Genomic DNA, 23,926 nt, shown 5'->3' with positions numbered 1-23,926 from the left:
AAATGAGAAGCGGGCTAACCAGTTTCCACGGCCTTGAAAACCTTGCGGGTTTTCTGCCTCCACTGTGCCCGCCCCGGCTTGCGGTAGTCGGTTATTCTGCGGTTAATGACCGGATGCGCGAGGCGATGCGATCCCGGTGAGTCTTAACCCCAGATTGATTATTAAAGGCATGCGCCTGGGCTAGCAGACTGTCAGCCAGTTGCAATACCTCAACGTCATTCACTGCGGTGGCACGAGGAGTGCCCTTGTCGTCACGCAACAGATACAGACCGGCGAACTTGAACCATTTGGCCTTGATCTCTTCATGCAGCCGCCATTTTTCACGAAGGTTGGTAAACGTCCGGCCAAAATATGGCTCAATACTGTGACCAAGTTCCGATTGGTTTTCTGCCCAGGCCAGCACGGTATCAGCGACAAACGCAGCCATAGAGGTTTTGAAATTCTCCGGCGTGGGTTGCCCCTGCTCGATCGCAATATCGGCCCAGTTCAATGCCTGATCAAAGCTGCCCACATCGAACAGCCAGATCACGCAGTAGGAAAACACCGGGTTGGCAAACACCTTGCCACCGCTAAGGTATTGCTCTGCTACCGGTAACCACTTAGGCAACAGGACATCACGTTTCATGTCGATGCGGTCGGCGATGATTTCCAGTGAGCGCAGTTGCTGTACATCCCGTTCCAACTCCCGCAACTGCACATGGAGGCTTACAGGGCTGTCGTTTAACGCCTCACCGTTCTTTAATGCCTGTTCGGCTCGCACACGGGCGCGGTACCGCTGGCAGGGTGACATAGCCATGTTTTAGCCCCCGATCCCGGTGTCTGGATCTTCCTGTGGCACGGTGATTTTGTCGTAAGCGGCATACAGCACATCGTGTTCCACCGCGTACCCTTCCATTCGCAGATAGTTGTTTTCAAACTGTTTGCGATCGTCTACCCATTCCGCTTTACGCTTGCGGGTACCACGCTGGGTATAGATATGCAGGTTGGAAAGCGTGGTCACAATCAGACGGCCCTCCGGCATAAACGGCGGGCTGTAGGCTGTACGTCCGCCAATTTCGCGGTTAATCAACTGTGCAGCGACCTTTTCAGTCGGGCGATCGATGCGGTTCATCATGCTGGTTGCATCAGCCCCGATCAGGTCAGCCGAGACCAGAACGACCAGGCGAGGGTCATTGCGGTACGGTTCAAAAATGCAGGTGTGGATCAGATCTGTGACAGCCGCATCTAGCGACACATAGTCAGCCCCAGAACCCAGCCGGTCTAATGTCACCGTATCCGTAATGATCTGCTCCGGGCTGCGTTCTTTAACGATGGTATGCCAGCCTCGGTTCACATCCTCGCCCAACGGGTTGGCATCAGGATCAGTATTTTCTGCGATATGGGTACCGTTAAAGGCAATACGCAGGATATCCAGCGCAAAAGATTCATTGCTGAACGCCTGGATACGCTGGAAGAATTCTTCCTCGGTGCCAGCATTCGCCCAAACAACCAATAGGGCGTAGGTCAGGTAAGAACCTGAATCGGTTTCGACCAGCTTATATTCGTTACCGTCAACACCCATTTCACGGTTGAAGCGGCCCCCTTTCTTACGGCCAGTGAACAGCCCAGGGTTACCGGTGTTAACGACCTGGCCTTGTACCTGTTCAACATCCATGACGTTAACCAGGCGCAGGAATTCAGATTGTTGCAACAGGGCATCGCGTAGCTGGATTTCTCGCGGGTCGGTCAGCGAGAAAAAGCGCCGGGTATCCGGTACGCCGTAGGAGGTCGCCAGCCCTGCGGCATACTTGCGGATCATCGCTTCGGCTTTTGGTGTTAATTGCATAGTTTTCTATCCATTTCAGATAATACGTTTTACAGGGAGCGCAACAGCGGCAGGGTGGCCGCTCGCCCTTTACAGGAAATCAAATGGCTTTTTCGAATCCGCTGGGCCTTTGCCGGGCACCTTGGTGGATTGCCCTTCCATTGCGTTGAATTTCTTAAGGATTTCGTTCATATCGGTTTTCAGTGCAGCAAAACCACTATCCGGCTCTTGCTCGGCCTTGGTTTTAGCCTTCGCGGCCAGGTTGGTGCGGCGGCTACCGTGTCGACGGCTGGCACGGGTACCACGACGGGAACTCGCCTCCGTGGTGCCTTGGGCGTTGAATCGCTTGGTCAATGCGGCCATTTTGGTTTTGGCGGCGCTGAACTCTTCGGCCAACACTTCATCTTCTGGATTTTCGGCGACGTCTGCGGCAATCGCGGCCACTTCATCGGCGGCTTCGGCGATCTCATCAGCCAGATCGGCCACATCACTGGCGGCTTCTTCCGGAGTGTCTGCCGTGTCGCCGGTCGCTTTGGCTTCCAAATCAGCCAGGCGGGCCAGCATTTGTTCGATCAGTGCGCGTAATTCTTCCATCTTGGTTTCATCCTCGCCCTGCGGGGGCTGTTGGGTTTCATCGTCTACCGCAAAGCTTTTATTTTTGCGGGTTGCAAATAGCCGCCCCCACATGGACGGCTTATTGTTTTTTAGTTTTCCCAGGCTAAAGGTTTCAACGCTGCCCCTTGCGCCCTGGTATTGTTCGCCGTCAAAAATAAGGGTGATTTTTTCGGTACCTAAACTAGCCGGAATATCGGTAACAGCGAGGCCAAATAAATATTCTTTTCCACTTCCGCCGAAATCTTCCCAAAACTCTGCCGAGGTAAATAATTTTTGCCCCATGCGATTGGCTTCAATAAGAAATTGATTTGGAATTAATCGGGCATAGAGTTTTGTTTTATCGCCTACATCTTCGGCTTTCAGCGCGTCGACTTCACCTAGGTTGCAGGTAAACTCACGCTCCCCCAGTTCAAACTGGGGATGGTGCGGCCAGATCATGGCGGTGTACGTGCTACGGCTGTAGGTATCAGCCGCATCATGCAACCATTGCGGTTCTATAACGCGACCGTCAACAGTTGGCCCAGATGTGGCAATACAAACCCAATCAGTCGTTACGTTAGCTTGCGGCATAATCGGCCTATAAATATTAAGAAGGATTTAATTTGTATTTTCAGTATTACCAGTTTTACCCCTGAGCGCATTCACCTTTATTTTTATATATTCGGTTATCCGTTATTAACCGAACATTGCCGATATTTAGTTGTGATTAATAACAAACTGACTCTGCATAATAGCCGTCATGGCTAAATACTCCGATGAAGTTAAGAGCGCGGCGCAAGCACTTTTTATTAAGCGCTGGACGCCGAAAGATATTGCGCGGGAATTATCAATTCCAGTTCGCACGATTTACCATTGGTCTGAGTTAGGCAAGTGGGTGTCTTTGTTGCCGTTGGAGTCGGTAGAGGAAACCATAGCACGGCGCATTACCCAACTTTCCACCCGTGATAAGAAAACGGCGTTGGAACTGGATGAATTGCGCGACCTGATCGCGCACCATGTCAAGCTGATGGCCCAGCGTAATAAGCACGCTGAAAAGATGGCAGAGATCCAGGCCCGCAACGTGGTGCAGTATGACGGCGGCGGGGAGCCGGTCGAGGGAGGGAAACGCAAGTACCGGAAAAATGATATCTCCGCTATCACAGCCGAAATGCTGGATGCGGCCGCGCGTGAGCACCTTTTTGAATATCAATTGCATTGCCGGGCCAATAAAGAACAGGATTTCCGCTTCCTGCTGAAAAGCCGCCAGGTTGGCTTTACCTACTATTGCGCCTGGGAAGCCTTTGAAGATGCGGTGTTAACCGGTGAAAATCAGGTGTTCTTCTCCGCATCTCGCGCCCAGGCTGAAATTTTCCGTGAATACATCGTTCAAATCGCGCAAAAACACTTTGGTGTGACGTTGACCGGTAAAGATATCCGGTTAAGCAATGGCGCGGTGCTGCGCTTCCTGTCCACCAACGCCAACACTTCTCAGGGCTTTAACGGCCACCTGTACGGTGATGAGGTCTTTTGGATACCCAAATTTAGCCGCCTGCACGAAGTGGCGTCAGCAATGGCGACACATAACAAGTTTCGTACTACTTACCTATCGACGCCCAGCGCCAAAACGCACCAGGCTTACCCGGTGTGGACGGGTGACGCCTGGCGGGGTGACGATCCCAAACGTAAAGCCGTGGTGTTCCCCAAATTCAGCGAACTGCGCGACGGTGGGCGGCTCTGCCCGGATGGCATCTGGCGTTATGTCATCACGATGGAAGATGCGATCGCGGGCGGGCTGGGTGTCTTGGTCGATATCGAACGCCTGCGCAACAAGTACAGCGCAACCGCCTTCGCCATGCTCTATATGTGCGAGTTTGTTGACAGCAAAGACGCCGTTTTCAAATTCAGTGAGCTAACGAAATGTGAAGTTGAAGCCGCGATATGGCAAGACTTTGACCCCACGGCGGCGCGGCCATTCGGCAACCGTGAGGTGTGGGCCGGGTTTGACCCTTCCCGTTCCGGCGATAACTCCACGTTTGTGATCATCGCCCCGCCCATGTATGAGGGGGAGCGGTTCAGGGTGTTGGCCGTCTATCACTGGCAAGGGCTGAACTTCACCTGGCAGGCCGAACAAATCAAGCAACTGATGCGCCGCTACAACATGACCCACATTGGTATCGACGTGACCGGCATCGGGCGCGGCGTCTATGACCTGGTCACCAAGTTTGCCCCGCGTGAGGCTACGCCAATCCTGTACAGCGTAGAAAGCAAATCCCGCCTGGTGTTGAAGATGATCGACACCGTAGAGCGCCAACGCATCGAATGGAGCAAAGACGCCCAGGACGAAGTCAGCAAAGAGCGCGCCGAAATCATCCCCAGCTTTATGGCAATACGCCGCACCACTACCGCTAGCGGTAACGCAATGACGTTTGTCGCCGAACGGTCGGAATCTACCGGCCATGCCGATGTGTTCTTTGCCATCGCACACGCGGTGATTAATGAACCCCTTGATTATGAATATGACCGCCCCAGCCTGTGGGCCTTTGGAAAAGCCGCATGAAAAAGAACCGACGCACCAAACAGCAAAAAAGCCAGGTACCGGCCGAAACCAAAACCTTTACGCCAGGCCGTGGCAGTGTGATCACTTTCGGCGAACCCGAACCGATACTGACCACCGGCACCGACTATCACAATATTTGGTACGACAATGAAAGCGATCACTGGCGCTTACCCATTGATCGCCTGGCCCTGTCGCAACTGCCCAACCTCAACGGCCAGCACGGTGGGGTACTGTATGCCCGGCGCAATATGGTAGTGAGTGATTATCTCGGCGGCGGTCTGTCACATGAGGAAATGGAAGCGGCCGTGTGGGATTATTTTCTGTTTGGTGACGTGCCTATCCTCAAGGTGCGGAACTATTGGGGCATTGTCATTGACCTGTTGCCGCTGCCCTCGCTGTATTTGCGCCGCCGCAAGAATGACGATTTTGTCATTTTGCAGGAGGGGGATCCGCTGGTTTATCCCCCGGAGGATATTTGCTTCTTAAAATTACATGACTCGCGCCAACAGGTTTATGGCCTGCCCGATTACATTGGCGGTATTCATTCGGTATTGCTCAATAGCGAGGCCACCATTTTCCGCCGTCGCTATTACCACAACGGCGCCCATATGGGGTTTATCCTGTATGCCAATGACCCGAACATCACCACCGAGGTAGAGTTAGAAATCAAAGAAAAAATTGAGAACTCCAAGGGGGTGGGCAACTTTACCAACATGTTTATCAGTATCCCGAAAGGGAACCCGGAGGGGGTAAAGCTGATGCCGATCGGTGAGGTGAGTGCAAAAGATGAATTCGCCAACGTTAAAAGCATCACCGCGCAAGATGTTCTAACCGCTCACCGCTTTCCAGCGGGCCTGGCCGGTATCATTCCGCCTAATGGTTCAGTAATGCCCGACCCTGAAAAGGCGCGCACTACCTATCGAAAGGATGAAAGCGTACCCGTTCAGCGTAAATTTATGCGGGCGATTAATGAAGACCCGGAGATCCCAAAACATTTACATGTTTACTTTGATATCAAAGAACCCGTAGAGACTGAGGATAAGGGCGAAAAATGACCGCAAATAAGCTAAAATCATCCCAATTGTTAGCGCTGGCATGCGGGGTAGTAAACATGCGCATATTCAAGATCAATTGCCCGGAGTGTAACGCCCCGGCGATTATCCGTAAGACCGAATGGAAAAATAAGCAACTGGCCGATCTCTATTGCGCCTGCTCAGAAGTGGAATGCGGCCACACCTTTGTTTTTAACGCGACATACTCCCACACCCTTAGCCCCAGTGGATTAACGGGCAACAAGCTGGTTAAGTTTTTGCTGGAACGGCTCAAGCCAGATGAACGGCAGTATGCGCTAGACCTTCTGCAAGGTCAGGCCAGATAACAGAAACCCCCGCCAACATCGCGGGGGTTTTCTTTTGCTGCCGCAGGCCAACCCGGTAACCCATTAACCTGCAAGATTAATGCGTTTCCGGGTTTTCGATACGCATTACCCGACCGGTAACAACCGATCACCGTCTAACCTAAAAGCATGCCCCGGACCAAAATTAACCACCGCACCGGATAATAAGGCGTCGAACTCCCACGGGGTGGGCTCCAAGCCGATGGACCGGACGAAAGTCAGCACTTGATAGGCGAAATCGTCCAACCCTGCGACGATTTCAGGGGTAACAATGTGCGGTTTATAGGCCGGTTTGGGTGGTGGGCTTCTTTCCGATGCCTGATTTTTCAACCTATCACGTAGATCCCGCCGTTCCTCCTTAGTCATGCGGTCAAAATCGGCCGGTATTGGCATGGCCCCGTCACCTGTTTGGGTACCATCCAACCCCGATCCCTGGGCCGTACTGGCGGCGACGGGTACAGTTATTGACAGAACTCCAAGTTGGCGCGATGCGCCCTGAACGGCAACGGCCAACCCCGCGCCCGCTTTGGCTTTGGGAACAATTTTGTAGGTTGTGGTGCGGGTTAAAACCAAAGAATCCCGCCCCGTATACGGGGCATAAAGACCATTAATCCGGCTGACGTCATCCCCGTAAGCGTTACCGTCTGGTGTCACCTCATAGTTGAGGCGTACCCGGATACAGTCGCGGGCGACCAGTGGCCCGCCCTGAGCAATGGTGTACCCGGCCCAATCCCCTTCCGTGGCAGCATCGCGCGCCGGGGCAATATCTTGGGGCAAGCAAAGATCAGGATCACGCAACCGGCGCAATTCGCGATAGACGGTGACGGGCGCGCCGCCAATCTGCTGGAATTGCCGTATACGCCAGCGCGACGCCCAGGCGCTCACACGGCGGGCCGTTTCTTTCAGCGGCCCCCCGGTTTCGTCGTCCACATCCCCTTCAAGCGCGTACCCATCAATATTTTTCGACACATACTTAGCGATATACCCGGTCGCGCTGCCTTTCTCTTTATCGATCGGCTTGACGAGGAAACGCGCGTTATTCAGGGATTCAGCTCCTTTCAATTCTTCCGAATCTTCCATACGTGCATACAGGCAAAAAATATCGCGGGCCTGGTCGATATCTTCCGGGCGCATGAATAGCAATAGGTGCCAATGCGGGGTTTCGTCGTGGTGAGGCTCAACAACCCGGAAACCAAACGCCCTAATCTCTGCGCGCTTCCAGGCGGCACGGACACGGGCCCAGATTCGGCAAAGATACTTTTGTGTTTGCCGTGGGTTGGCTCCGCGCCATTTGTCATTGCGGTGGCCGCTGTTGTGCATGGCATGGTATTTAGATGGCGCGGTCAGGGTGTAAAAATCCCCCACCATGCCTAACTCATCGGCCAGATCTTCAAAGCCGCGCATGCGCGTCATAAGCTCGCGGCGGCGGTTGGCCGGATTGGCGACGCTACGGACAACTTTATCAATCAGTGATATCCGTTCACCGGTATTCTGATCTTCAAGTTCCATCGCCTTTAAATATTCGGTGTTGGCTTTCTTCTGTGCTTGCCACTCTTTGAGCGCCGGATCACTGCAATAGGGTGTCCCTTTTTTACTGACGTAACCGGCCGCGATCATCAAATGTTCGCGCCACTGGTCATGAATGCGCTTAAGCCTGCGCAGCCACCAGGCGGGTGACTCTAACCGGCCCATGCTGCGCAAGGCGTCGACGTCCGTCAGTTTCATGTTGCAATAGTCGCCCCAGCCCGGTGCCGTCATGTTGAGGTGCGACACCAGCCAAGCGGCGCGGCCGTAGGAATAGACGATCGAAAACGATACATCGCCGGTTTTTTCATGCTGGTTTTCGTAGTAGTTCATGAATTCGGCGGTGATGCAGTCGGTAAGCCGGTGCGCCAGGCGCTTTAATTCGCGCTTACCGTACCAGGGCAGGCGGGCGAAATCGTCCACAAAGCCGATCAGCGGGCCAGGTACCACGCCAAGGCGGTACCGATCATTAACGCCATCAATGCGCGGCAATACATACTTGGCAAAAGTGCCGATTAAATATTTATTGGCTCGCGTTGTGCCGTGCTGTTGCTCCAGCCGGTCAGCCTGCTGGGCATAAAATCGCTTAATGAAGTGGGGCAAAGAATCCAGGCGACGGCGAACCCGGCGCGCAGGGGCCAGGGGATCAAGAATCTGGCCTTGCCTAAATGCCCATTCATCGATCGGCGGGTTGGCCGCTTCGGTGCAGATGGACTCACGGGGCTGGTTCCAAGAGTAAACCCCGGTAAACGGTTCATCGTTTCCGGGGTAAGGTTGTGGCGGGGTTGGAGCCTTTCGGCCGCGCGTGTCTGTCACCCTGTCTTACCAGCTAAACCCGGCTGTAGGCATACCTTAAGCGCCTCATAAAAACAGCCCTTAAGATTGTTAAATTGGTGACCATTTAGAGGGCCGTATTCAGTCAGCATGTCGTGTAGCTTCCATGCTGCGTTGTTGACCTCAAAAGAACCGACTTCCGGTATAACCTGCTGTAGTTTCTTTTCCGCCTCCTCTGCCCTTTTTTGATAATGTTTGGCTGAACCCATCAATGCCTTTTTATCGCTTTCGTACACGTCAAGCACTCGCTTAATATTTACAGCACCAAACACCGTATCCGCACGGTCATAGAGGTTTATTAGACGGTCGCGATAATGACCATCCTCTGACAGCTCAATAATTTCATCAGCAAGACCGCCCATTTGCTTTAATAGCTCATCTATTGTTTTTTGTTCAGGCTGTTTCATTGGCATGACACCCCTTTAATTTCAGCCTCAATGCTTAACATCACGTAACCCGGTGCATAACCCATAAGGTCAGCAACGTGCGTTATGACTCTGTACACATCCCGGCCGGTATAACCATTTTTAACAGTCCATTCTCTAAGCCACAATTCATCCCCGGCAGAAAACAATCTGTCAGCCTTTCTTATCTCTGCCTTTTTATGGCCTGATATAACCGCGTTGAAAAACTCCGGCAGAATCTTTAACTCATGCGACATCGATACTGTCTTTATCCTAAAATTAAACCATCCGATGTTCACGTCCTCCGCACTGTAGCGACGGGAAAATATGCTAGCTTCTGAATTTGGAATTGCCGGATCAATTAGCCTAATATACTTAGGCAGGCTTAAGGAGTCAGGGGATACACTGTTAATGAAGTTAATAAGCGATAACCATTGCGCCTTAAACTCGCGCAACTGGTTATCAGTTGCGATACATTCATCAACTTTCAATTCAAGCTGTAACTCAAGCTCGGCAATACGCTGCTGTAGTTGCATCTTGTCATGGTCTTGTTCTACTGCCCCGAAAGGGATTTCTTCGGCTTCGCGCATTGTCCTAATGTCAGCGTCCATAGTTCTAATGACTGTCATCGCTTGCGGTAAGACTTCATCCGGCCTGGTGATATCAAGGCCACGGCCTTCACTAGTTCCAGCGATTGCCATCAACAAGGCATCGCGGCTACCTTCTGCAATAGTGCGTTTCCCGTATAAGGTATTCATTTCATCCTGAACGCCTTCTAACGTAGTCTTTGCCGCATTAATAAATTCCCATGTAGCAATATTAGCGCCGACTTTCCCTACATTATTAGCTGCTTGCCCCAACCCTAAAATAGCCGATGAAACTTTATTTAAATATGTCATTTATTAAACTCCAAATTTAGATAATAGAAATCCCGGCGCAATATAAAAAGCGCCAGTTAGCCCGGTATTAACTACACGTTATCTTTTATTACACTATCACCACTGCACAACCTTTTAGGCAGTGTTGCGGCAAGCTCTTTTAAATCCCTCATGGCTTCAATCACTGCCAGCCGCTCACGCTCGGTCAACTGTTCAAACTTAAGCCGGTGCCGTTCCTTGGTTATGTTAGCCATGAAATAAATCAGCCCTCTATGCCGCGAATGCAAGTGATTAATAAACTCTTGCGACTCATTGACACTTTTGACGGCTGCAATCATCTGCATAATTTTATATGAATGTTCCAACCCTTTTTTAATCTGGGTTGTATTCGGTGCCATGCCTATATCAGCAATTTGCCTATTCATATAATCAACCTCCGTTTATACCTATATGTGAGCACATCCCCGTTGACGCCCCCGTCACCTGTTAAAAGGAAGGGATGCGCTCACATATAGGGCCGGGCTTAACCCGGCTACGCTATATATGTAATCATGCGAATATGCCCATAAGCCGGGCGAACCAGCGACGCTGTTTTTTTGGCTTAGGCATATGTGGCAATTCCTGCTCTTTAAGAAAAAGCACCTCACTAGGTTTCGGCTGGTAGGTTTTACCGTTTGGTAACTCAAGCCAGCCATGCGCGTGAATGCGCTTGGTTATTTCCTGGCTATGCGTCATTCGGTTGGATTGACGGCGCAACATTGTAGATATTGACGGGCATTGTGCTGTAGTCATGCCGGTACCCCTGCACTTTCAAGAGGGAAAAATTCAGGTGATTTCCCCATAGGCCAATCACTTGTTAGTTGTAGTATTTCTATAGCCTCGTCTGCATGCGCTGCATACGCGGCAGATAGAGCTATATCATTGAGGGCTTTACACACTAAATGAATCTCGCTCATAGAGTGCGCCGGACATTTCTCGCTGGCATGCTCTTGACGCCAGGCATACATTTTAATCACTGCGTTTGCAGCCTTATAAAATGGCTTATTCATGCTGTTCCCTCGCGTTGCTGATACAACTCATCTATATAGCCAGTGGCCTGGGCCTGGGCGTCAAACTTGCCATAGGACTGATCACCCTGGCTGACGTGGTACCGCGTGACTGGCTGGGTTTTATTCCTGGGTAAACGGGTGATCCCGAACCCCCGATAAATGCTGTTATGTTCGCTGACCTTGGTCAGCGCGTGGACTTTCTCATCCATGCTGCCGCCCCCGTCCTTACAGACCAATCCACAGCAACCAGGCATCACGTTGTTCCTTCGGCCGGTTGTAGAAAGCATCACGCATAGCGCGGTTAAACTCAGGGATGTACACCCAGTTTTCGGATCGGGTGTTTGGGCTTTTGGCTTCCGGGTTTGTCCACGGGATGATCGGCAACTTGCCAGCGTCAATCATGCTTTTGACGGTATCCGCTTTCTTGCCGATCATCTCGGCAAACTTTGGGTAAGGCACTGCGTCAACTGCGTGACGTACCTCTACGAATCCCTCCAACTCTTTTTTAGTCATATGTCATAATCCCCTTGGCGCTATACGCTTAATTCGGCCTGTAACTGCTTATACAGGCGGTTGCTTACGTCCATAAAGGGATTACATGTAATCCCAATAACGGGGAGTTTAGATTAGATATGATCCAAAAGGCAAGTATCGGGGAGAAAATTTTTCTGATGAGGAAATCCGAGGGATTATCCCGCAGAGAGATGGCAGAGCTAACCGGAGTCTCTGCTAACAACCTAAAAAACTATGAATCAATAGGCAGGCAAATACCTGGAGACTACTTAGCGATGATTCTTGAAAACCCACGATTTGAGAAGTACACGCTTTGGCTGATGACTGGCAACACTGCACCAGAAGCCGGACAAATTGAACCGGCTCTCTCTCTTAGTGGGCCAGAGGTCACGGCAACGTCGCACCGCTCCGGTCGCAAGACTGGCTAACGTTACATCATGATTTTATTGACTGGATAGATTCACTATCACTCTGCCACACCGGAGGGCTTCGCAATGACTATTAAGCGGCTCGAAGGTGGTCAATACGAAGTGGACTTATACCCGCGTGGGCGTGATGGAAAACGCATCCGTAGGCGATTCGATAAGAAACAAGAGGCCGTCCTTTTTGAACGCTATGTAATGGCAAACGTAGACAAAAAAGAATGGTTAGGGGCCAGCGTAGACCGCCGAACCCTCAGTGAATTACTAGATACCTGGTGGCTGCTGTACGGCCAAACGCTGGAAAATGGCGTAATAGAAAAACGACACTTGAAGAAAACCATTAAGGCTTTGAGTGATCCAGCCATCAACCGGCTAAGTAAGCGAACGATCGCTGAACATCGCAGCGCCCGCCTGGATGATGGGATAAGCGCTGCAACGATTAACCGCGATATCTATCGTCTATCGGGCATGTTCAGCACTTTGATTAAGTTTGATGAGTACCGGAAAGAGAACCCCTGCCAAGGTTTAGCCCCGCTGGCAGAAGTACCGCCAGCAATGACTTACCTAAGCAAGCCGGAAATAGGCAGGTTGCTGGAAGCATTGAAAGGGGATGATCGGCGGGTAGCGTTACTGTGTATGAGTACCGGGGCACGATGGGGGGAAGCTTGCACCCTTCGGGCTGAACAGGTGATTCATGGGCGCGTCACGTTCCTGAAAACGAAAAACGGTAAAAACCGTACCGTTCCGATTTCGGATGAATTGGAAGTGGAGATAAAAACCACTGAGAGCGGGCCACTGTTCAAAGTTGACTATGAAAACTTCTGCGAACGACTCAGGCTTGTGAAACCTGACTTGCCACGCGGGCAAGCTACACACGTGCTTCGGCATACGTTCGCTAGTTGGTTCATGATGAACGGGGGCAACATTATTGCACTACAGCAAATCCTGGGGCATGCCAGCATACAACAGACGATGGTTTACGCTCACCTGGCCCCGGATTTCTTGCAACACGCGGTCACGCTCAACCCACTTGGCGGAGGGCTAACGGTTTGACTACATTGACTACAAGTTGTCTACACCTATAAAGCCAGCTACCACCTATAGCCGCTTATAGCGGTTATAGAGTGGGTTGATTTATAAAGGTTTTTATCTAAGTGACTGATAAAAAAAACCCCCTCATCATGAGGGGGAAGACAGGGATGGTGTCTATGGCAAGGAAAAACAGGGGATTACTCAGTCATACTCAACTTCTGGGCAGAAGTTTGCTGCAAACCAGAAATCTGTTGCTTCATCAGCTGCACACGCTGCTGATGCTTCTGGTCTAAAACACTTTTTTGCTCTGGCGTCAGCAGGTTATACATTTGGTTGCGTACCCGGGCCATTTCGACCTGGCGCTTAACCTGTTCCTGAGCCATTTTTTCCGCCTGGGCCTGCACGGCGGCTTCATCAAATTTATCTGCGGTGACCAGCTTATGCATGGTTTCCACTTCGTCTACATTAACACCAGGCAGATCGTAACGGGCCTGGCGCATCAAATCGCGCATTTGCTGGCGTTGCTGTTCGGTCAAGCGAACGCCGTCGAACATGTGATTCTGGCCAAGCGCTCTCAACAGTGCATCATTAGCAGGAGGTTGGACAGTTTCCGGTGTAGTATCAGCAGCAAAGGCAGCGGTAGAACCTAATGCCAAAATTGATGCCATAACTACTGCGGTCACCTTAACCATTTTTACTCCTCGAGCTTTCTCACTTTGCGAATCAACGAGGAGCAGTGTATCGCTGCACCTGCAAACATGCGTCAGGGCATGTAAAACTACGTAAAGTCATGGAATAGCAACAGTTGATGACGTATTTTGCGTCAGGAGGTAAATCACATATGCACAAAATTCTGTTAGTTGACGACGACCGCGAGCTCACCTCGCTACTGAAAGAACTGCTTGAAATGGAAGGCTTTAACATCGTGGTGGCTCACGACGGTGAACAGGCGTTGTCGTTACTGGACAGCTCCATCGATCTGCTGTTGCTCGATATCATGATGCCGAAGAAAAACGGTATCGATACGCTGAAAGAATTGCGCCAGCACCACCAGACGCCGGTGATCATGCTAACCGCTCGCGGCAGCGAATTGGACCGGGTCCTTGGCCTGGAACTGGGTGCGGACGACTATCTGGCAAAACCCTTTAACGATCGCGAACTGGTTGCCCGCATCCGGGCCATTCTGCGCCGTTCCAACTGGAGCGAACAGCAGCAGAATGTGGATACCAGCGCACCTACGCTGGACGTTGACGGCCTGCAACTGAACCCCGGCCGCCAGGAAGCCAGCTTCGATGGGCAAGTGCTGGATCTGACAGGCACCGAATTTACCCTGCTATATTTGCTGGCACAGCATCTCGGCCAGGTAGTGTCTCGTGAACTCCTCAGCCAGGAAGTGCTGGGCAAACGCCTGACGCCGTTCGATCGCGCCATTGATATGCATATTTCCAACCTGCGGCGCAAACTGCCGGACCGCAAAGATGGGCATCCTTGGTTCAAAACCCTGCGCGGACGGGGCTATCTGATGGTATCTGCAGCATGATCAACAGCTTGACGGCACGCATCTTCGCCATTTTCTGGTTCACATTGGCCCTGGTGCTGATGTTGGTGTTGATGGTGCCCAAACTCGACTCCCGCCAAATGACCACGCTGCTGGAAAGCGAACAGCGGCAGGGGTTGATGCTGGAACAGCATGTCGAAGCCGAACTGCAAAACGATCCGGCCAACGACCTGATGTGGTGGCGCCGCCTGTTCCGCGCCATCGAAAAATGGGCACCGCCGGGCCAGCGCCTGTTGTTGGTGACCAGCGAGGGGCGAGTGATCGGCGCGCAGCGCAACGAAATGCAGATCGTGCGCAACTTTATCGGCCAGTCGGACAACTCCGATCAACCGCAAAAGAAAAAATATGGCCGCGTCGAGCTGGTTGGCCCGTTCTCGGTGCGCGATGGTGAAGACAACTACCAGCTGTACCTGATCCGCCCGGCCAATAGCTCGCAGTCTGATTTTATCAACCTGATGTTCGACCGGCCGCTGTTGCTGCTGATCGTCACCATGTTGATCAGTGCCCCGCTGTTGCTGTGGCTGGCCTGGAGTCTGGCCAAACCGGCACGTAAGTTGAAAAACGCCGCCGATGATGTAGCACGTGGCAACCTTAAGCAACACCCTGAACTGGAAGCCGGGCCGCAGGAATTCCTTGCCACCGGGGCCAGTTTCAACCAGATGATCAGCGCGCTCGAAAGGATGATGACGGCCCAGCAACGGCTGATCTCCGATATCTCCCACGAATTGCGCACCCCGTTAACGCGTCTACAGCTGGCAACCGCCCTGATGCGCCGCCGCCACGGTGAAGGCCATGAACTGGCGCGTATCGAAACCGAAGCCCAACGGCTGGATTCGATGATTAACGATCTGCTGTTGCTATCCCGTGGCCAACAGAAAAGCGAGCTGGTGCGCGAACTGCTGAAGGCCAACGAACTGTGGGCCGACGTGCTGGACAACGCCAGTTTCGAAGCCGAACAGATGGGCAAACAGCTGGAGGTCACCTCCCCTCCTGGCCCATGGACGATTTACGGCAACGCAGGTGCCCTGGACAGTGCGCTGGAGAATATTGTGCGTAATGCCCTGCGTTATTCCAATACGCGCATCGCGGTGGCATTCAGCGCCGATAATCAGGGGATCACCATCGTGGTGGACGATGATGGCCCAGGCGTCAGCCCAGAAGATCGTGAACAGATTTTCCGGCCGTTCTACCGCACCGATGAAGCACGCGATCGTCAATCCGGCGGCACCGGGCTGGGCTTGGCCATCGTCGAATCCGCCGTCAATCAGCATCGCGGCTGGGTAAAAGCGGAAGACAGCCCGCTGGGTGGCCTGCGTCTGGTGTTGTGGTTGCCGCTGCATCAGCGTTAATCGCCAGCACCCAAAGATTTTGCTATTCTGCGCCCCTCGTCATGAGGGGCTTTTTACATGCTGAATATCGTTTTATTTGAACCTGAAATTCCGCCGAACACCGGCAACATCATTCGCCTGTGTGCCAACACCGGTTTCCAACTGCATCTGATCGAACCTATGGGCTTCCCATGGGACGACAAACGCCTGCGCCGTGCCGGGTTGGATTATCATGAATTTGCCTGCATCAAGCGCCATGCCGACTATGCCGCCTTCCTCGCCAGCGAAAATCCACAGCGGCTGTTTGCCCTGACCACCAAAGGCACACCGGCGCATAGCGCCGTCAGCTATCAGGCTGGGGACTATCTGCTGTTTGGCCCGGAAACCCGTGGCCTGCCCGCCAGCATTCTGGATGCGTTGCCCGCACAGCAGAAGATCCGTATTCCCATGCAGGCCCAAAGCCGCAGCATGAATCTGTCCAATGCCGTCTCAGTGGTGGTTTACGAAGCCTGGCGCCAACTGGGTTATGCGGGCGCACTGCTTAAAGAGTAATCCCTATTGGGCGATCGCCTGCCAGCCAGACATCGCCCGATCGCCGCCCTGCCAAATTTGTGATCGTCAACACCCGCACCCGCTGAATTTTGCCATGCTCTCCCGGCAACCGGCAGCCAACCGAAGGTTCCTTCCCTAGTGTCTCTTTAGACTCCCTGTTCATCCGTGGTCTCTGCGCTCTACGTCACCACGCCAACAACAACAAGGATAACAAGATGAACAACGCCATTCTGCTAGGGATACTCTGGCACCTGGTCGGGGCGGCCAGTGCGGCCTGCTTCTACGCGCCATTCAAACAGGTCAAAAACTGGTCTTGGGAAACCATGTGGTCGATCGGCGGTTTCGTTTCCTGGCTGATCCTGCCTTGGGCCATCAGCTATATGCTGCTGCCCGATTTTTGGCAGTATTACGGCTCATTCAGCGCCGCCACCCTGCTACCGGTGTTCCTGTTTGGTGCCATGTGGGGGATCGGTAATATCAACTATGGCCTGACCATGCGCTATCTCGGGATGTCGATGGGGATTGGTATCGCCATCGGCATCACGTTGATCATTGGCACATTGATGACACCGCTGTTGCAGGGCCGCTTTGAACTACTGTTCGGCACTGCAGGTGGCCGCCTGTCGCTGGTTGGGGTATTTGTAGCGTTGGTCGGCGTGGTGATCGTCAGCTATGCCGGTTTGCTGAAAGAGCGGGCCATGGGCATCCGCGCCGAGGAGTTCAGCCTCAAGAAGGGACTGGCGCTGGCGGTGATGTGCGGCATTTTCTCCGCCGGGATGTCCTTCGCCATGGACGCGGCCAAACCGATGCATGAAGCCGCCGGAGCACTGGGCATCGACCCGTTGTATGTTGCCCTGCCAAGCTATGTGGTGATTATGGGCGGCGGCGCGTTGATCAACCTGGGCTACTGCCTGATCCGCCTGGCCACCTTGAAAAATATCTCGGTGAAAGCCGATTTCTCACTGCCGAAAAAGCTGCTGGTCGCCAACGTGCTGTTCTCGATGCTGGCCGGGCTCATGTGGTATCTGCAATTCTTCTTCTACGCCTGGGGCCACGCCAAGATCCCGGCACAATACGACTACATGAGCTGGATGCTGCACATGAGTTTCTACGTACTGTGCGGCGGCATCGTCGGGCTACTGCTGAAAGAGTGGAAATGCGGGACCAGAAAGCCGGTGGCAGTGCTGTGCCTAGGTTGCCTGGTGATTATACTGGCTGCCAACATCGTTGGCTTGGGCATGGCATCTTGAGGAGCGAAAGATGAATAGTCCGTTGAATATTTTGCTGTTTGGTATCGGGCTTGACACTTACTGGCCGCAGTTTAACGGCCTTAAGCCCCGCCTTGAAGGTTACCTCGAACAGATCGCCGAACGCCTTTCCAGCGGCCATCGGGTTCAGCGTGGCGGGCTGGTGGATTCGGTCACTGCCGCCGATGCGTTGCTGGCAGAGGCTCGCCACCAGCCGGTAGACGTGGTGGTGCTTTACATCAGCACCTACGCGCTGAGTGCCACCGTATTACCGCTGGTGCAAGCCCTGGGTAAACCGGTGTTGGTATTAGCCTTGCAGCCAGAGGTCGGTTTGCCCTACCAGAAAATACGCGCCATGGCAGATCGCGGCGATCGCACCGGCGAATGGCTTGCCCATTGCCAGGCGTGTAGCGCTCCCGAATTGGCCAACGTGTTTAATCGCGCCGGGATCGAGTACCAACTGCTGGTGGGGGCATTACAGGGCGATCCGCAGGTCTGGCAGGAGTTGGACAACTGGCTGACCGCTTTCGCGTTGCGTAATGCGTTACGCACCACGCAGATCGGCCTGCTCGGCCACTATTACGACGGGATGATCGACGTCTACAGCAATCTGACCAACCTTTCCGCACGGCTTGGTGTGCGTTTCAAACCGCTGGAAATGTGCGAGCTGAACGCTCTGCGCCAACAAAGTACCACAGCGCAAATCCAGCTTAAGCGGGATGAAATGCACAACGCCTTTGTGGTGGACGAGCTCTGTTCAGAGGCCGAATTGCAACGCGCTGCGCATACCGCCTGCGCGCTGGATCGGCTGGTAGAACGGCATGGGCTGGGCGCAATGGCCTATTACTACGAAGGGCAAAACGGCAATGATTACGAGAATATCGTTACGTCGGTGATTGCAGGTAACACCCTGCTGACCCAAAAAGGCATCCCGGTCGCCGGTGAGTATGAAGTCAAAAACGCGATCGCCATGAAAATCCTCGCCCTGCTGGGAGCTGGTGGATCCTTCTCCGAACCTTACGGCATCGAATTCGAGGATGACGCTGTGCTATGGGGCCACGATGGGCCTGCGCATCCGCTGATGGCAGAGGGTGATGTACGCCTGGTGCCGCTGCCGGTGTATCACGGCAAGCCTGGATGTGGCGTTTCGATTCAGATGTCGGTGAAAAACGGCCCGGTCACCTTCTTGTCTGTGGTTGAGGAACGTAACGGCGACGTCGTGTTGCAGTATGCCGAAGGGCTTTCGGTGGCGGGGGAAACGCTGGATATCGGCAATACCAACAGCCGCTACCGTTTCAGCCTGGATGCCAGAACCTTTACCCGTGAGTGGTCATTGGCTGGCCCTGCCCACCACTGCGCTATCGGCATTGGCCACCAGGGCGATCAGTTGGAAAAGCTCGCTCAGGTGCTGCATATCCGCACGAACCGGATCGCCTAGCCTCTAGGCGATAAACCGTTGGCGATACTCGCGCGGGGTCATTCCGGCCTCGCGCGTGAACACCACGGAAAAATAGTTGCTGTCTTCAAACCCGCATCGGGCGGCAATATCGCTGATGCGGTATTCGCTGCGGCGTAGCAGACGCTTGGCCTGGCATAAACGGATCTGGCGCAGATAGTGGTTGATTGTCATGCCGGTTTGCTGGCGGAACAGCAGCTTCAGCGCCCGCTCGGTCAACTGATGCTGCCGGCAAAAAGCCGGCAGATCAAAGTCGCCGTCGATGCCGCTCTGCAGCGCCGCCATCAACAAATCCAACTGTTCCCCGTCCGGCAACATATGCACGCAGTCCACCGCATAGCGATAGCGTTTGAGCACGATCGCCAATTGCAGCAACAAAGCCTCCGTCAACTGGATCGATAACGAATCGGTTTTACGGCTCTCCTGCGAAAGCTGGGCGATAATCGGCCGGGCCTGCGCCATGCCTTGGGTAGAGAGCCGCCAGTAGCGCTCGCTGGAGGTATCAAACGGCGGCAGCAGGCTTTCCCACTGGGCATTCAATCGCAGACGCTCTGGGCAATAGATGACGTTATCCAGCACCAGATCGTGTACCGACTCGTAGCTGTGGCAATCGCTGGCACGGATATAAAAAATATCCCCGCAGGTGATCCGGTAAGGGCGATCGTTCAGCACGTGTAGGCCATTGCCACGCCAAACGATCACAATCTCGCAAAACTGGTGAGTATGCGTGGCAAATCCCATCTGAGGATAGCGCTCCGCCACGGCCACCGGCATCTGTACCGAGGGCAGATAATCGCGGCTCTCTAACAGTAACGTCTCCCTCATCTCACACCTTTCCTGGTTGGTACGACTGGGCATTATTGCCGAACACGCGGCGAGGAAAATTGATGCAGTCGTGATTTTCACGCCGCTAGCGCATACCACGTAGCGCACGGGGTGGGCAGGTAAACTCACGCTTGAACAGGGTCGAAAAATGGTTGCTGTCGCCGAAACCGCAGCGAAAAGCGATATCGGTGATGCTGCTATCGCTGTGGCACAGCATATGGCGAGCCTGTAGCAAACGCAGGTGGGTCAGGTAGCGCTGTGGCGTCATGTTGGTGTGCTGTTTCAGCTGCCGGTGCAGCGTACGCAGCGGGATGGCAAAGCGATCGGCCAGTTCGGACCATTCGATCGATTCAGCATAGTGGCCCTGGAGCCAGTCCAACAGTTGATGTAAACGCCCCTCCTGATCGTCCCCCTGCCGGGCCAGACAGCCCTGCCACAGCTGCACCAACAGCTGCATAAAGACGCTTTCATGCAGCGCTATCTCTTCTGGCCGCTCACCTGCAGGTGCCGCCACCAGCTGCGCAATCAACCCCTTGACCTGTTGCAACACCTGCTGGCTGATGCGCCAATGGGCCGGGTAGACGCCATCGGCCTCGCGCGGCAGGAACTGCTCCACGCCGGAGACAAAGCGGAAGGCATCCGGCGCCCGGAACAGAATATTGGTCAGGATCAAGCCGTCGGTCTGTTCAAACAGGTGGCGATCGTGATCGCGCACAAAACAGACGCAACCGCTGTTAAGGGTATAGGGGTTGCCATTAAACACATGCACCCCTGCCCCCTGTTCGACAATCACAATTTCGTAAAAATCATGATGATGTTCTGGAAAAGCCTGCTGCGGTTCGCGGGGTTCGATCACCACGGGCGCGCTGCAGGAAGGGAAAAAATCACTACTGTGCAATAGGTTCATCTTGCCCCCAGAGCTTTGGCGCGGCGGGATTACCGCGCAACGTCGGTAATCGATAGTAAGAGAAGCGCCCGGCAACAAACCTTAAGGTTTTGACCGAAAAGCGCGCTAAAGCTGCGCGTTTTTTAAGAAAGCCGTAGCAATGTTGAGAAATGCGTACAAGGTCACAACCGGGCGAAAACCGGCTCGAGTCGCAAACTGTGAGCTACTTCACCTTTACCTTTGCCATTTTGCCAATCCCCCTCAGGCGTTGGCAGTGGCGAGAAGGCCCAGGCAGCGGCAACTTCCTACACTGCTCGCATCAAGCAATCACGGGCTTTCTCTCATGACTATTCGCAATACTGTCGCCATCGATCTTGGAGCCTCCAGTGGACGAGTGATGCTGGCGAGCTATCAACCGCAACAGCAACAACTCCAGTTGCGTGAAGTCAGCCGCTTCACCAACCGTTTGCAGCACCGGGCCGGGCAAGACTGCTGGGATCTGGATGCGCTGGAAGGCAATATCCGCCAGGCACTCGCACAGCTTGATGCCGAAGGCATTCACCTTGATAGCATCGGCATAGATACCTGGGGTGTCGATTTTGTACTGTTGGATGCGCAAGGTGAGCGGGTCGGCCAGGCCGTATCCTACCGTGATGCCCGCACTCAGGGGCTGATGGCAACAGCCCAGCAGGATCTGGGCCGCAGTAATATTTATCAACGCACCGGCATTCAATTCCTGCCTTTCAATACGCTGTACCAGCTGCGTGCCCTGCGCGAACAGCAGCCAGAACTGTTAGATCGCGTGGCTCACCTGCTGCTGATCCCGGATTATCTGCACTTTCGCCTGACAGGGGAACTGAACTGGGAATACACCAATGCCAGCACCACCCAGCTCCTGAATATTGAAAGCGATCAATGGGATGAGGAACTGTTGGCCTGGGCCGGGGTACCTGCCAGCTGGTTTGGCAAACCAACGCCACCAGGCAACCGCGTGGGCTATTGGACCAGCCCCAGCGGCCAGCAGATCCCGGTGATTGCCGTGGCAACGCACGACACCGCCAGCGCGGTACTTGCAACGCCATTGCAAGATGCCAATGCCGCCTATCTCAGCTCCGGCACCTGGTCGCTGATGGGCATCGAAAGCCCAATCCCGGTGGTTCACCCGGCATCATTGGCGGCCAATATCACCAATGAGGGCGGCGCAACGGGCTATCGCGTGCTGAAAAACATCATGGGCCTTTGGCTGCTGCAACGCGCCACGCAGGAATTGAACATCAGCGATCTGCCAGCCCTGATCGCTCAGGCGGCCCAACAGCCAGCCTGTCGTTCATTAGTTAACCCCAATGACGATCGTTTTATCAACCCGGCCAACATGTGCCAAACCATTCAGGACAGCTGCCGCGAGCGCGGGATGCCGGTGCCGGAAACCGCAGCCCAACTGGTGCGCTGCATCTTCGACAGCCTCGCCATGCTCTACCGCCAGGTCGCACAGGAGTTGGCGACGATGCACGGCCGCCCACTCAGCCATCTGCATATCGTCGGCGGCGGCAGCCAGAACCATTTTCTTAATCAGCTGTGTGCCGATGCCTGCGGGCTGGCCATCAGCGCCGGGCCAATCGAAGCCTCCACCCTGGGCAACGTCGGCTGCCAGTTGATGGCCTTGGACGCCGTCAGCGACATTGGGCAATTCCGCCGCATCGTGGCACAGAACTTCCCACTACAACACTTTACCCCTCGCGACAATCCAGACTTTGCCGCCCACTGGTCGCAATTTCAGTCGTTGAGTCAATTACCTAAGGAACTTTGCATATGAAAAGCTCGATCGATCAAGCTTGGGAACTGGCAAAACAGCGCTTTGCTGCCGTTGGCGTGGACGTTGAAGCCGCTATCAGCGCTATGGAGAGCCTGCCAGTGTCAATGCACTGCTGGCAAGGAGATGACGTGGCCGGGTTCGAAAATCCGGAAGGCTCCCTGACCGGCGGCATTCAGGCCACCGGCAACTACCCGGGCAAAGCGCGCAACGCCAAAGAGTTGCGGGCCGATCTGGAACAGGCGCTGGCGCTAATCCCTGGCCCAAAACGCTTGAACCTGCACGCGATCTATCTGGAGTCTGATACCCCGGTAGCCCGTAACAAAATTGAACCACGCCATTTTAAAAACTGGGTGGAGTGGGCCAAACAGCACCAGTTGGGGCTGGATTTCAACCCGTCATGCTTCTCGCACCCGCTGAGCGCCGACGGTTTTACGCTGTCACATGCCAACCCGGAAATTCGTCAGTTCTGGATTGAACATTGCCAGGCTAGCCGCCGCGTCTCGGCCTATTTTGGCGAACAGCTCGGTACGCCTTCGGTGATGAACATCTGGATCCCGGACGGTATGAAAGATACGCCGATCGATCGCCTGGCACCGCGCCAACGTCTGATGAGCGCGCTGGACGAAGTGATTAGCGAAAAACTCGACCCGGCACACCATATCGACGCGGTGGAAAGCAAGCTGTTCGGCATTGGCGCAGAGAGCTACACCGTGGGTTCCAACGAGTTTTATCTCGGCTATGCCACCAGCCGCCAGACCGCACTCTGTCTGGATGCGGGCCACTTCCATCCAACCGAAGTGATCTCCGACAAGATCTCCAGCGCCATGCTGTATGTACCACGCCTGCTGCTGCACGTGAGCCGCCCGGTACGCTGGGACAGTGACCACGTGGTGCTGCTGGACGACGAAACGCAGGCGATTGCCGGTGAGATCGTGCGCAACAACCTGTTCAACCGCGTCCACATCGGCCTGGACTTCTTCGACGCCTCCATCAACCGCATCGCCGCCTGGGTGATCGGTACCCGCAACATGAAGAAAGCCCTGCTGCGTGCGCTGCTGGAGCCGACCGAGATGCTGCGCAAGATCGAAGAGAGCGGCGATTACACCGCCCGCCTGGCCTTGCTGGAAGAGCAGAAATGCCTGCCATGGCAAGCCGTGTGGGAAACCTACTGCCAGCGTAACGATGTCCCGGCGGATGCCAGCTGGCTCAACAACGTACGCAACTACGAACAACAGATCCTCAGCCAACGTTAAG

General features: G+C 54.1%; 26 protein-coding genes. 12 read left to right on the top strand and 14 right to left on the bottom strand.

The window, feature by feature from the left end:
- Positions 1-91: 91 nt before the first annotated feature.
- The 3 genes from gpM to A6U95_RS05505 form a co-directional block, all read right to left on the bottom strand.
- Complete coding sequence (gene gpM / locus A6U95_RS05515; protein WP_065683772.1) at positions 92-796, bottom strand: phage terminase small subunit; 705 nt, start codon at positions 794-796, stop codon at positions 92-94.
- Between the two features lie 3 nt (positions 797-799).
- Positions 800-1,825 (bottom strand): phage major capsid protein, P2 family, encoded by a 1,026-nt coding sequence (locus tag A6U95_RS05510; protein ID WP_065683771.1) that lies wholly within the window; start codon positions 1,823-1,825, stop codon positions 800-802.
- Between the two features lie 69 nt (positions 1,826-1,894).
- Positions 1,895-2,989 (bottom strand): GPO family capsid scaffolding protein, encoded by a 1,095-nt coding sequence (locus A6U95_RS05505; RefSeq protein ID WP_065683770.1) that lies wholly within the window; start codon positions 2,987-2,989, stop codon positions 1,895-1,897.
- A gap of 169 nt (positions 2,990-3,158) precedes the next feature.
- Between A6U95_RS05505 and A6U95_RS05500 the strand changes: the two genes are divergently transcribed.
- From A6U95_RS05500 to A6U95_RS05490, 3 genes are read left to right on the top strand one after another with little or no spacing between them, the layout of a single operon-like run.
- Positions 3,159-4,955 (top strand): terminase family protein, encoded by a 1,797-nt coding sequence (locus A6U95_RS05500; protein WP_065683769.1) that lies wholly within the window; start codon positions 3,159-3,161, stop codon positions 4,953-4,955.
- Complete coding sequence (locus A6U95_RS05495) at positions 4,952-6,010, top strand: phage portal protein (RefSeq protein WP_065683768.1); 1,059 nt, start codon at positions 4,952-4,954, stop codon at positions 6,008-6,010. Before A6U95_RS05500 ends, A6U95_RS05495 begins: the two co-directional genes overlap by 4 nt.
- Positions 6,011-6,066: 56 nt before the next feature.
- Positions 6,067-6,333 (top strand): ogr/Delta-like zinc finger family protein, encoded by a 267-nt coding sequence (locus A6U95_RS05490; protein ID WP_139102330.1) that lies wholly within the window; start codon positions 6,067-6,069, stop codon positions 6,331-6,333.
- A gap of 105 nt (positions 6,334-6,438) precedes the next feature.
- Here A6U95_RS05490 and A6U95_RS05485 read toward each other — a convergent pair whose 3' ends face one another.
- From A6U95_RS05485 to A6U95_RS05450, 8 genes are all read right to left on the bottom strand, one after another.
- On the bottom strand, positions 6,439-8,691 hold the full coding sequence (locus A6U95_RS05485) for a replication endonuclease (protein WP_065683766.1): 2,253 nt from the start codon (positions 8,689-8,691) through the stop codon (positions 6,439-6,441).
- Positions 8,688-9,116, bottom strand: a complete 429-nt coding sequence (locus tag A6U95_RS31415; RefSeq protein ID WP_065683765.1) for a hypothetical protein — start codon at positions 9,114-9,116, stop codon at positions 8,688-8,690. Before A6U95_RS31415 ends, A6U95_RS05485 begins: the two co-directional genes overlap by 4 nt.
- Entirely contained in the window at positions 9,113-10,012 is a 900-nt protein-coding gene (locus A6U95_RS31410) for a DUF3850 domain-containing protein (RefSeq protein WP_241810623.1), read from the bottom strand. The genes A6U95_RS31415 and A6U95_RS31410 overlap by 4 nt, the downstream gene beginning before the upstream one ends.
- A 71-nt stretch (positions 10,013-10,083) precedes the next feature.
- Positions 10,084-10,416, bottom strand: a complete 333-nt coding sequence (locus tag A6U95_RS05470) for a DUF5347 family protein (protein ID WP_059199357.1) — start codon at positions 10,414-10,416, stop codon at positions 10,084-10,086.
- A 124-nt stretch (positions 10,417-10,540) separates the two neighbouring features.
- Positions 10,541-10,783 carry a phage filamentation protein Fil family protein gene (locus A6U95_RS05465; RefSeq protein WP_065683764.1) on the bottom strand — a complete coding sequence of 81 codons (243 nt, stop codon included), beginning with the start codon at positions 10,781-10,783 and terminating at the stop codon, positions 10,541-10,543.
- Positions 10,780-11,040 (bottom strand): hypothetical protein, encoded by a 261-nt coding sequence (locus A6U95_RS05460; RefSeq protein ID WP_065683763.1) that lies wholly within the window; start codon positions 11,038-11,040, stop codon positions 10,780-10,782. Before A6U95_RS05460 ends, A6U95_RS05465 begins: the two co-directional genes overlap by 4 nt.
- Positions 11,037-11,249 (bottom strand): hypothetical protein, encoded by a 213-nt coding sequence (locus A6U95_RS05455; RefSeq protein ID WP_065683762.1) that lies wholly within the window; start codon positions 11,247-11,249, stop codon positions 11,037-11,039. Before A6U95_RS05455 ends, A6U95_RS05460 begins: the two co-directional genes overlap by 4 nt.
- Positions 11,250-11,265: 16 nt before the next feature.
- Complete coding sequence (locus A6U95_RS05450) at positions 11,266-11,553, bottom strand: Cox family DNA-binding protein (protein ID WP_065683761.1); 288 nt, start codon at positions 11,551-11,553, stop codon at positions 11,266-11,268.
- Between the two features lie 119 nt (positions 11,554-11,672).
- Between A6U95_RS05450 and A6U95_RS05445 the strand changes: the two genes are divergently transcribed.
- Both A6U95_RS05445 and A6U95_RS05440 read left to right on the top strand, forming a co-directional pair.
- On the top strand, positions 11,673-11,981 hold the full coding sequence (locus A6U95_RS05445) for a helix-turn-helix transcriptional regulator (RefSeq protein ID WP_065683760.1): 309 nt from the start codon (positions 11,673-11,675) through the stop codon (positions 11,979-11,981).
- Between the two features lie 66 nt (positions 11,982-12,047).
- A complete protein-coding gene (locus tag A6U95_RS05440; RefSeq protein WP_065683759.1) occupies positions 12,048-13,028 on the top strand; it encodes a tyrosine-type recombinase/integrase in 981 nt (326 codons plus the stop codon).
- A gap of 176 nt (positions 13,029-13,204) precedes the next feature.
- Here A6U95_RS05440 and cpxP read toward each other — a convergent pair whose 3' ends face one another.
- Positions 13,205-13,699, bottom strand: a complete 495-nt coding sequence (cpxP, locus tag A6U95_RS05435; protein ID WP_065683758.1) for a cell-envelope stress modulator CpxP — start codon at positions 13,697-13,699, stop codon at positions 13,205-13,207.
- A gap of 149 nt (positions 13,700-13,848) precedes the next feature.
- On the opposite strand from cpxP, the gene cpxR reads away from it, so the two are divergent.
- The 5 genes from cpxR (at position 13,849) to A6U95_RS05410 (ending at position 19,130) form a co-directional block, all read left to right on the top strand.
- The gene (cpxR, locus tag A6U95_RS05430; RefSeq protein ID WP_021181873.1) at positions 13,849-14,547 is read left to right on the top strand and encodes an envelope stress response regulator transcription factor CpxR; all 699 of its coding nucleotides are present in this window, start codon (positions 13,849-13,851) and stop codon (positions 14,545-14,547) included.
- Positions 14,544-15,914: an envelope stress sensor histidine kinase CpxA gene (gene cpxA, locus A6U95_RS05425; protein ID WP_024482888.1), complete on the top strand. Its 1,371-nt coding sequence runs from the start codon at positions 14,544-14,546 to the stop codon at positions 15,912-15,914. The genes cpxR and cpxA overlap by 4 nt, the downstream gene beginning before the upstream one ends.
- 57 nt (positions 15,915-15,971) lie before the next feature.
- A complete protein-coding gene (gene trmL / locus A6U95_RS05420; protein ID WP_021807233.1) occupies positions 15,972-16,445 on the top strand; it encodes a tRNA (uridine(34)/cytosine(34)/5-carboxymethylaminomethyluridine(34)-2'-O)-methyltransferase TrmL in 474 nt (157 codons plus the stop codon).
- Between the two features lie 215 nt (positions 16,446-16,660).
- Positions 16,661-17,695: an L-rhamnose/proton symporter RhaT gene (gene rhaT, locus A6U95_RS05415; RefSeq protein ID WP_024527897.1), complete on the top strand. Its 1,035-nt coding sequence runs from the start codon at positions 16,661-16,663 to the stop codon at positions 17,693-17,695.
- A gap of 10 nt (positions 17,696-17,705) precedes the next feature.
- The gene (locus A6U95_RS05410) at positions 17,706-19,130 is read left to right on the top strand and encodes an L-fucose/L-arabinose isomerase family protein (protein WP_065683757.1); all 1,425 of its coding nucleotides are present in this window, start codon (positions 17,706-17,708) and stop codon (positions 19,128-19,130) included.
- A 3-nt stretch (positions 19,131-19,133) separates the two neighbouring features.
- On the opposite strand, the gene rhaR is transcribed toward A6U95_RS05410, so the two are convergent.
- Both rhaR and rhaS read right to left on the bottom strand, forming a co-directional pair.
- Entirely contained in the window at positions 19,134-19,973 is an 840-nt protein-coding gene (gene rhaR, locus A6U95_RS05405; protein ID WP_065683756.1) for an HTH-type transcriptional activator RhaR, read from the bottom strand.
- Positions 19,974-20,058: 85 nt separating this feature from the next.
- Positions 20,059-20,880 carry an HTH-type transcriptional activator RhaS gene (rhaS, locus tag A6U95_RS05400; protein ID WP_065683755.1) on the bottom strand — a complete coding sequence of 274 codons (822 nt, stop codon included), beginning with the start codon at positions 20,878-20,880 and terminating at the stop codon, positions 20,059-20,061.
- Positions 20,881-21,202: 322 nt separating this feature from the next.
- Here rhaS and rhaB point away from each other — a divergent pair, with 322 nt between their 5' ends.
- Positions 21,203-22,672, top strand: a complete 1,470-nt coding sequence (gene rhaB, locus A6U95_RS05395; RefSeq protein ID WP_065683754.1) for a rhamnulokinase — start codon at positions 21,203-21,205, stop codon at positions 22,670-22,672.
- The gene (locus tag A6U95_RS05390; protein ID WP_065683753.1) at positions 22,669-23,925 is read left to right on the top strand and encodes an L-rhamnose isomerase; all 1,257 of its coding nucleotides are present in this window, start codon (positions 22,669-22,671) and stop codon (positions 23,923-23,925) included. The genes rhaB and A6U95_RS05390 overlap by 4 nt, the downstream gene beginning before the upstream one ends.
- The last annotated feature ends 1 nt before the right edge of the window (position 23,926 follow it).

Origin of the sequence: Serratia sp. 14-2641, assembly GCF_001692375.1 — a bacterium.
Lineage (GTDB): Bacteria > Pseudomonadota > Gammaproteobacteria > Enterobacterales > Enterobacteriaceae > Chania > Chania fonticola_C.
This window is presented reverse-complemented; position numbering and strand designations above follow the sequence as displayed.

Bases quoted from the DNA above. Each gene is read 5' to 3' on its own strand.
- A6U95_RS05465 (WP_065683764.1), bottom strand. From the start codon at position 10,783: ATGACTACAGCACAATGCCCGTCAATATCTACAATGTTGCGCCGTCAA.
- rhaS (WP_065683755.1), bottom strand. From the start codon at position 20,880: ATGAACCTATTGCACAGTAGTGATTTTTTCCCTTCCTGCAGCGCGCCC.
- A6U95_RS05460 (WP_065683763.1), bottom strand. From the start codon at position 11,040: ATGAATAAGCCATTTTATAAGGCTGCAAACGCAGTGATTAAAATGTAT.
- A6U95_RS05500 (WP_065683769.1), top strand. From the start codon at position 3,159: ATGGCTAAATACTCCGATGAAGTTAAGAGCGCGGCGCAAGCACTTTTT.
- rhaT (WP_024527897.1), top strand. From the start codon at position 16,661: ATGAACAACGCCATTCTGCTAGGGATACTCTGGCACCTGGTCGGGGCG.
- gpM (WP_065683772.1), bottom strand. From the start codon at position 796: ATGGCTATGTCACCCTGCCAGCGGTACCGCGCCCGTGTGCGAGCCGAA.
- A6U95_RS05510 (WP_065683771.1), bottom strand. From the start codon at position 1,825: ATGCAATTAACACCAAAAGCCGAAGCGATGATCCGCAAGTATGCCGCA.
- A6U95_RS05495 (WP_065683768.1), top strand. From the start codon at position 4,952: ATGAAAAAGAACCGACGCACCAAACAGCAAAAAAGCCAGGTACCGGCC.
- A6U95_RS05440 (WP_065683759.1), top strand. From the start codon at position 12,048: ATGACTATTAAGCGGCTCGAAGGTGGTCAATACGAAGTGGACTTATAC.
- A6U95_RS05445 (WP_065683760.1), top strand. From the start codon at position 11,673: ATGATCCAAAAGGCAAGTATCGGGGAGAAAATTTTTCTGATGAGGAAA.
- cpxA (WP_024482888.1), top strand. From the start codon at position 14,544: ATGATCAACAGCTTGACGGCACGCATCTTCGCCATTTTCTGGTTCACA.
- cpxR (WP_021181873.1), top strand. From the start codon at position 13,849: ATGCACAAAATTCTGTTAGTTGACGACGACCGCGAGCTCACCTCGCTA.
- A6U95_RS05455 (WP_065683762.1), bottom strand. From the start codon at position 11,249: ATGGATGAGAAAGTCCACGCGCTGACCAAGGTCAGCGAACATAACAGC.
- trmL (WP_021807233.1), top strand. From the start codon at position 15,972: ATGCTGAATATCGTTTTATTTGAACCTGAAATTCCGCCGAACACCGGC.
- rhaB (WP_065683754.1), top strand. From the start codon at position 21,203: ATGACTATTCGCAATACTGTCGCCATCGATCTTGGAGCCTCCAGTGGA.
- cpxP (WP_065683758.1), bottom strand. From the start codon at position 13,699: ATGGTTAAGGTGACCGCAGTAGTTATGGCATCAATTTTGGCATTAGGT.
- A6U95_RS05505 (WP_065683770.1), bottom strand. From the start codon at position 2,989: ATGCCGCAAGCTAACGTAACGACTGATTGGGTTTGTATTGCCACATCT.
- A6U95_RS05390 (WP_065683753.1), top strand. From the start codon at position 22,669: ATGAAAAGCTCGATCGATCAAGCTTGGGAACTGGCAAAACAGCGCTTT.
- A6U95_RS05410 (WP_065683757.1), top strand. From the start codon at position 17,706: ATGAATAGTCCGTTGAATATTTTGCTGTTTGGTATCGGGCTTGACACT.
- A6U95_RS31415 (WP_065683765.1), bottom strand. From the start codon at position 9,116: ATGAAACAGCCTGAACAAAAAACAATAGATGAGCTATTAAAGCAAATG.
- A6U95_RS31410 (WP_241810623.1), bottom strand. From the start codon at position 10,012: ATGACATATTTAAATAAAGTTTCATCGGCTATTTTAGGGTTGGGGCAA.
- A6U95_RS05450 (WP_065683761.1), bottom strand. From the start codon at position 11,553: ATGACTAAAAAAGAGTTGGAGGGATTCGTAGAGGTACGTCACGCAGTT.
- A6U95_RS05490 (WP_139102330.1), top strand. From the start codon at position 6,067: ATGCGCATATTCAAGATCAATTGCCCGGAGTGTAACGCCCCGGCGATT.
- A6U95_RS05470 (WP_059199357.1), bottom strand. From the start codon at position 10,416: ATGAATAGGCAAATTGCTGATATAGGCATGGCACCGAATACAACCCAG.
- rhaR (WP_065683756.1), bottom strand. From the start codon at position 19,973: ATGAGGGAGACGTTACTGTTAGAGAGCCGCGATTATCTGCCCTCGGTA.